This window comes from Acidisoma sp., from assembly GCF_035492295.1.
GTDB lineage: Bacteria > Pseudomonadota > Alphaproteobacteria > Acetobacterales > Acetobacteraceae > Acidisoma.
This window is the reverse complement of record NZ_DATJJK010000203.1, coordinates 1-5,640: the sequence shown is the minus strand read 5'-3', so window position 1 is coordinate 5,640 and position 5,640 is coordinate 1. Positions and strand designations below refer to the sequence as shown.

At 60.0% G+C, this 5,640-nt stretch carries 5 protein-coding genes; all 5 read left to right on the top strand.

Annotation, left to right across the window (positions count from 1 at the left end; translation table 11 throughout):
• Positions 1–150: 150 nt before the first annotated feature.
• The 5 genes from VL752_RS15755 (at position 151) to ssb (ending at position 5,453) form a co-directional block, all read left to right on the top strand.
• Positions 151–996, top strand: a complete 846-nt coding sequence (locus tag VL752_RS15755) for a sulfotransferase family 2 domain-containing protein (protein WP_325356809.1) — start codon at positions 151–153, stop codon at positions 994–996.
• Between the two features lie 964 nt (positions 997–1,960).
• Entirely contained in the window at positions 1,961–2,884 is a 924-nt protein-coding gene (locus VL752_RS15750; RefSeq protein ID WP_325356808.1) for an ArdC family protein, read from the top strand.
• Between the two features lie 1,108 nt (positions 2,885–3,992).
• The gene (locus tag VL752_RS15745; protein WP_325356807.1) at positions 3,993–4,241 is read left to right on the top strand and encodes a FitA-like ribbon-helix-helix domain-containing protein; all 249 of its coding nucleotides are present in this window, start codon (positions 3,993–3,995) and stop codon (positions 4,239–4,241) included.
• Positions 4,238–4,666 carry a type II toxin-antitoxin system VapC family toxin gene (locus VL752_RS15740; RefSeq protein WP_325356806.1) on the top strand — a complete coding sequence of 143 codons (429 nt, stop codon included), beginning with the start codon at positions 4,238–4,240 and terminating at the stop codon, positions 4,664–4,666. The genes VL752_RS15745 and VL752_RS15740 overlap by 4 nt, the downstream gene beginning before the upstream one ends.
• Before the next feature lie 346 nt (positions 4,667–5,012).
• Positions 5,013–5,453: a single-stranded DNA-binding protein gene (gene ssb, locus VL752_RS15735; RefSeq protein WP_325356805.1), complete on the top strand. Its 441-nt coding sequence runs from the start codon at positions 5,013–5,015 to the stop codon at positions 5,451–5,453.
• Positions 5,454–5,640: the final 187 nt, after the last annotated feature.

Sequence of the window (5,640 nt, the reverse complement as noted above, 5' to 3'; positions counted from 1 at the left end):
CACGCATACTCCTTAAGGCTTTGTTGCGAATGGCAGGTTGCAGCGATATTGCCTCGGAAGATGAAGGTCGTGCGCAGACCGTACTTGTTGTCCATTCGCAATCTGTCAAGAGATCAAGAGGTAGCTCATGTCGGGATCAGGGAGGGGCACGTGGAAAGCCCGCATGCTCGTGCGGTCTCCTGCTCCGGGCAACTTGCTTTTTTGTGCTCCGACCTCAGGCCAGCCTATATGCGGCTAATAGGGCGGGCTCGCCTGATTGCGACCACGCAGGTCCGGCGGACTATACGGAAGACCCTCAAAGAGAGCGACGTATTTCTTCTAAAGGAGACAGTATTCAGAAATTCAAATCCTTCGGCGGCCCGTTACATTTCCTATATTGCAGGTGTTGATATCCCCGATGATGTCAGGTCGAAGAAAATCCTTTTCATTCACGTGCCAAGGACAGGAGGCACATCGATCGCCATAGCCTTGTACGGCCAGAAGACAGACCACCATTCAGCGGCTTATTATAGGGCCATCGATCAGGCGTTCTTCTCGCAGTGCTTTAAGTTCACCTTCGTGCGCAATCCCTGGGATCGTTTGGTCTCCGCCTATCATTTGTTGAGGCGGGGTCACACGGAGTATGTCAGGGTCTGGAGCCCCCAAAAATACAGCGATCTTCTGGACATGAGCTTTGATGACTTTGTCTGTAGCTGGCTTTGGAAGCGGCGAGAGCAGCTGATGGAGTTAGATACAACCCTGTGGACCCAGGCTTATTTTACGCATTCTCCGGACGGAGACTCGCTCGTCGACTTCGTGGGCCGCCGCGAGACTATGGAAGCGGATTTGTTGCATCTGCGTGAACGACAGAATATAGCGATTCGGAACATGCATCTCAACCGGAGCCTAAACCGCGAGGATCAGGATTATCGGAGCTATTACACGGACCAGGACACGGTTGAGGCTGTACGCGAGATCTACGCAAAAGACATCGCATTTTTCAAATACGATTTCTGATCTTGACAGCCACCCGCGACGCTTGATCCCGTGACGGCCTGGGCTGGCAGCTCTTGAAGGCGGCGCTGCTGGCGCCGGCGAGGCCGGCGGGTTTGTAAACTTGCCGACCAGAATGTCCGTGTCGACGCGCGCCCACATGCATCAAAAATCACAATAGCATCAGCACTTTAGGTTTGATGCAAACATCTTGTTTTTGCGCCCGCGGCCCAGACCAACCTCTTAGCGACGAGCATACAGTGTGCGCTTTCTGAAAGTCCTTTGCGCTGAGGCTACGGCGAGGTTAGATCGATGACCGAACGTTTGGGACAATCTGAGAGAATCGCTCGCAGGGAACCGCAGCCAAGAGGGACCGCTTCGGCCTTCGCGTACAGGAAAGTTGCCGGCCTCCTGTCGGCCCGAAATCCAACACAGTGGTTCTTTTGCTCAATGCCGTAGGTGGGTCGTAGGCGGCCGAGCGGAATGGTTATGAATTCACCTTCGTGCCCTTACCCCATTGTGAGCAAACAATGAGGTGACGATAGCGCGGCCGCATGCTTTCGCCGGGTCTTTTGACCGCGAACAGCGCTGCAGATGTGGTAGCGCGCGCTAGTCTGCCGGAGACTTAAGATCGCCGATTCGAACATCTGGATCGTCAAAAGACAACGACTTCGAACGTCTCGCCGCCCGGTCGTCCGACCTCATCCTGTCCATACCGCAAGCATTGTCGCCGATGTCTTGGGGCGCAGTGATAATCAGGTCGTTGTCGGCCTTCGAGCCAAGCTGGCAAAACGGCAAAGATCACGCGTCAGAAAGGTGAGCAGCGAAACTGAAAGAAGTAGGAGCGGGGAGAAGGACTCGCTACCGCGCCGTGGCGCGACCGCCGCAAGGGTCAAGGCCTTCGGCCTCGCGCTACGCGCGCCCTTGCCCCGGCCGGCCAGGGCGCCGTGCGGGGAAGGGGTGTTCCACAACCATCGGAAACCTCCCAATGCGCAGCGAGACCCGAAATCCGCGCGACCATTACGCCGAGACCACCGACCAGATCATTGCCGCCCTTGAAGCGGGCACACCACCCTGGCGGCAGCCCTGGGACAATGCCAAGGCCGGCGGCCCGAGCATGCCGCAAAACATCGTCACCGGAGTCCGGTATCGCGGCATCAACGTGCTCACACTTGGTATGTCACCACTCGCCTTCGCCACCAGCGATCCACGTTGGGCGACGTACAAGCAAGCTCAGGAGCGCAAATGGCAGGTGCGCAAAGGTGCGCGCGGGGTTACGGGCTTTTTCTACAGGCGGATCGAGATCGATCGCGGAGAGGGGGACCCCGCCGGTGATGGGGGTGAAGGCGGTAAATGGTTCCCGTTGCTGCGATCCTTCACCCTCTTTCATGCCAGCCAGATCGATGGCGTGCCGGACTATTGTCCGCCAGACATCGAAGAAGCGCCATGGCGCGCACCCGACGCCGCGGAGACGATCGTCCGCAACAGTCGCGCCGAGGTCCGCGTCGGCGGGGATCGCGCATTCTACTCGACCTTGACGGACCATGTGCAGATGCCACCCCAGCATGCGTTTAGGTCTCCCGCAGCTTGGTCGAGTGTCCAACTGCACGAGCTTGGACATTGGAGTGGAGCGGCCCACAGACTGAACCGCGACATGTCTGGTCGGTTCGGCTCCAGAGTTTATTCGCAAGAAGAGTTACGCGTGGAACTGGCACAGATGATGATCTGCGCCGAGCTTGGTATCAGAGATTGCGACTTCACCAATGGTGCCGCTTACCTAGCGCATTGGCTCAAGAAGCTTCGAGGTGACAAGAAGGAAATCTTCAGAGCGGCGGCCGATGCTCAACGCATCGCCGACTATCTTCTGAGCTTCCATCCCGACTACGCAATGAGGGGCGCCAGCCCGAGTTAGACGCGATCGGGTCACTACGGCCGACCAATAGGACGAGCAGCCCTTCAAGGTCTCGGCCTGATCCTCGCCTGCTTTCTCTCATTGAACCTTCTCGATGGAGGAGCGACATGAACGCTCCGGAATCCTGGACGCTCGCCGGCACCGAATCGCCGGAATATTACGTCTACGAGATCAACGCCGCCCTGGCGAGGTCGCCAGCATCGCCGGTTGGAAGCATTTCGGGACTATCTGCCCGATCACCGGGGCCAATGTGCAGTTGATCTGCAAGGCCCCTGCGCTGCCGCGGGTGCTGAACAGTCTCATGGGATGGGCCGGCTTTAAGGGCGGCTGGGATGTTCCCTGCTGACAGAAAGCCCAAGACCTTGTCGCGGAACTGCAGGCCTCACCGCGCTCTGACGATACCGAAAATGTCGGGATCGGATCTCCATGCGATCACGGAGGCGTACGGTGACCTACATCCGAACCCTGCGAGACGCGCTGAAGACCGCCGTCGCGCCGAACATCCCAGCTCAAGCGCGCTCTCGAAGAGTTCGACTATACCGTCGAACGGGCATCGCTTCATGTGTCGGGTGGCCCCAACTCCTTGGCATGGTCGACGGGGATCGGCGCCTCGGTCTCCTACGTCCCGAGGGAAGCCGTCTCATGGGAGACTTCAGAGACCGTTGCGGCTCAGCCTGTACCGCTTCCTTGAAGCGTCTGCCGTTTAGGAGAGCGGGAGATGAACGGCGAGGAGAGAAGGCGCGCTGCCACTGCGTGGCCGCGCGCCTTGGCATTGGAGCCCCCGTCATGACTTCCAACAATAATGCAGCCGACGCGCTACCGACCTTGTGCTACGTCCGCCACCCGACAACCGGAGAGTGTTGCGATCTATCGCGGTGAAGATGGCTACAGCCCCGAAAGCACGCTCTGCCCACCGGAATGCCTCAACGCGAAGCTCTCTCCGCCACCAACCAATCCGCAGATGAACGCCACGAAGCATGGATCGATGTTCGGCTGAGATACTCCCGGCGCTCGCCTCGGCGTCTGGGCGGGGCGGGATGGCTAGCTCCTCCCCTGTCATTGCATACGGCCAGCGGAGATGATATCATGATATCAACAGGAGAGACCTATGGCGCAGCTTGTCGTGCGAGGTCTGGATGACGACATAAAGCGGCGGCTGCAAAAGCGCGCCGAGGTACGTAAGCACAGCCTGGAAGCCGAGGTCCGGGAAATTCTGCGGGCGGCGGCCCTCGCGCCCGCCTCTCCAGCGGCTCCGCTTGGCAGTCGGATTGCGCGGCGCTTCGCGGGCCTCGGCCTGACGGAAGCGGTTCCGGAACTGCGAGGCGAGGCCGCTCGACCGGCGCAATTCGGCGAATGATCCTGCTCGACACGAATGTCCTTTCGGCCCTCATGCTGACCGAGCCGGACCCGGTCGTCGTGCGCTGGCTAGACCGCTTGGACCCCGCCCTGGTCTGGACGACCTCCGTCAACGTGTTCGAGATCCGCTACGGTCTGGCGCGCCGCGTAGACGGCCGTAAGACCCGTCAACTCGAGGAGGCCTTCGACGCCCTCATCCGCGAGGATCTCGAAGGGCGTGTCGCTCCACTGGACCATGCCGCCGCCGAGGCCGCCGGAATCCTCACGGCGAGGCGCACCGCCGCGGGAAGATCGGTCGACTTCCGGGATACATTGATCGCTGGAATCGCCATCGCCAACAAGGCGACACTCGCCACGGGAAACGTCCGCCATTTTGTCGGCCTCGAAATCAGGGTGAGCGATCCGTGGCGGGACACGGCCGGATAGACGCCGTCTAAGTCTAAAAGAAACCGAAATTGGAACCTTTGAAAAATCCAAGGAAGGAAGAAGGAGGAAAGTGCGTCGCGAATCCCAGCAGCCCCGTGGGCTTCCTTCCCCTCTCGAATAAGCGCGGTCTAAACCAGGACCGTTCCCGCTGCCGCATCCCCGCAACGCAGGGGCGTTGCGCCTTCGGCTCGTGGCGCTGCCGTGTCGCTCACTTTGTTCGCTCCCGCACCAAGCCGCACCACTCGGGGGCGGGCGAGCCCAGCTCCGGTTTTCTCAGACCGCCTCCGAGAGGATGAAGCCCGGCGCGGTGCCGGGTACCCTCTCAGGAATGAAAAGGAATGAGACGATGGCCGGTTCAGTGAACAAGGTGATCCTGATTGGCAACCTCGGCCGCGATCCCGAAGTGCGTAGCACCCAGGGCGGCGACAAGATTGTCAGCCTCTCGATCGCAACAAGCGAGAGCTGGACGGATAAGCGCAGCGGTGAACGGCGCGAAAGCACAGAGTGGAGCCGCGTCGTGATCTTCAGCAATGGCCTCGCCGATATCGCGGATAAGTATCTGCAGAAAGGCGATAAGGTCTACATCGAAGGCAAGCTGCAGACCCGGAAGTGGCAGGATCAAACCGGTCAGGACCGCTATTCCACTGAGGTCGTGCTGCAGCCGTACAACGGCAAGCTGATGATGCTCGAGAGCCGTCGCAACGGCGGTGGCCATGGCGACGAGCGCCCCCAAGGCTCAAGGCCCGCCGGTTCCCCCGGCGACCTGGACGACGATATCCCGTTCTGAGCTCGCGTTTTTCGACTGAACACCAGTCCCGTTGCTGCACCCCGATCTCGTCGGGGTGCAGCAAGCGTTTTCTCTATCGGAGGCCGTTATGTCCGCAACCAGTCCGACAACCGAGTCACATCAGGCGTTGCTGCCGAGCCTGAGCAAAGGGCTTTCTTCCCTCGCCGGGGCCTCCGATGATCTTCGC

Excerpts from the sequence above, each read along its gene's own strand:
- VL752_RS15750 (WP_325356808.1), top strand. The coding sequence starts at position 1,961 with ATGCGCAGCGAGACCCGAAATCCGCGCGACCATTACGCCGAGACCACC.
- VL752_RS15745 (WP_325356807.1), top strand. The coding sequence starts at position 3,993 with ATGGCGCAGCTTGTCGTGCGAGGTCTGGATGACGACATAAAGCGGCGG.
- VL752_RS15740 (WP_325356806.1), top strand. The coding sequence starts at position 4,238 with ATGATCCTGCTCGACACGAATGTCCTTTCGGCCCTCATGCTGACCGAG.
- ssb (WP_325356805.1), top strand. The coding sequence starts at position 5,013 with ATGGCCGGTTCAGTGAACAAGGTGATCCTGATTGGCAACCTCGGCCGC.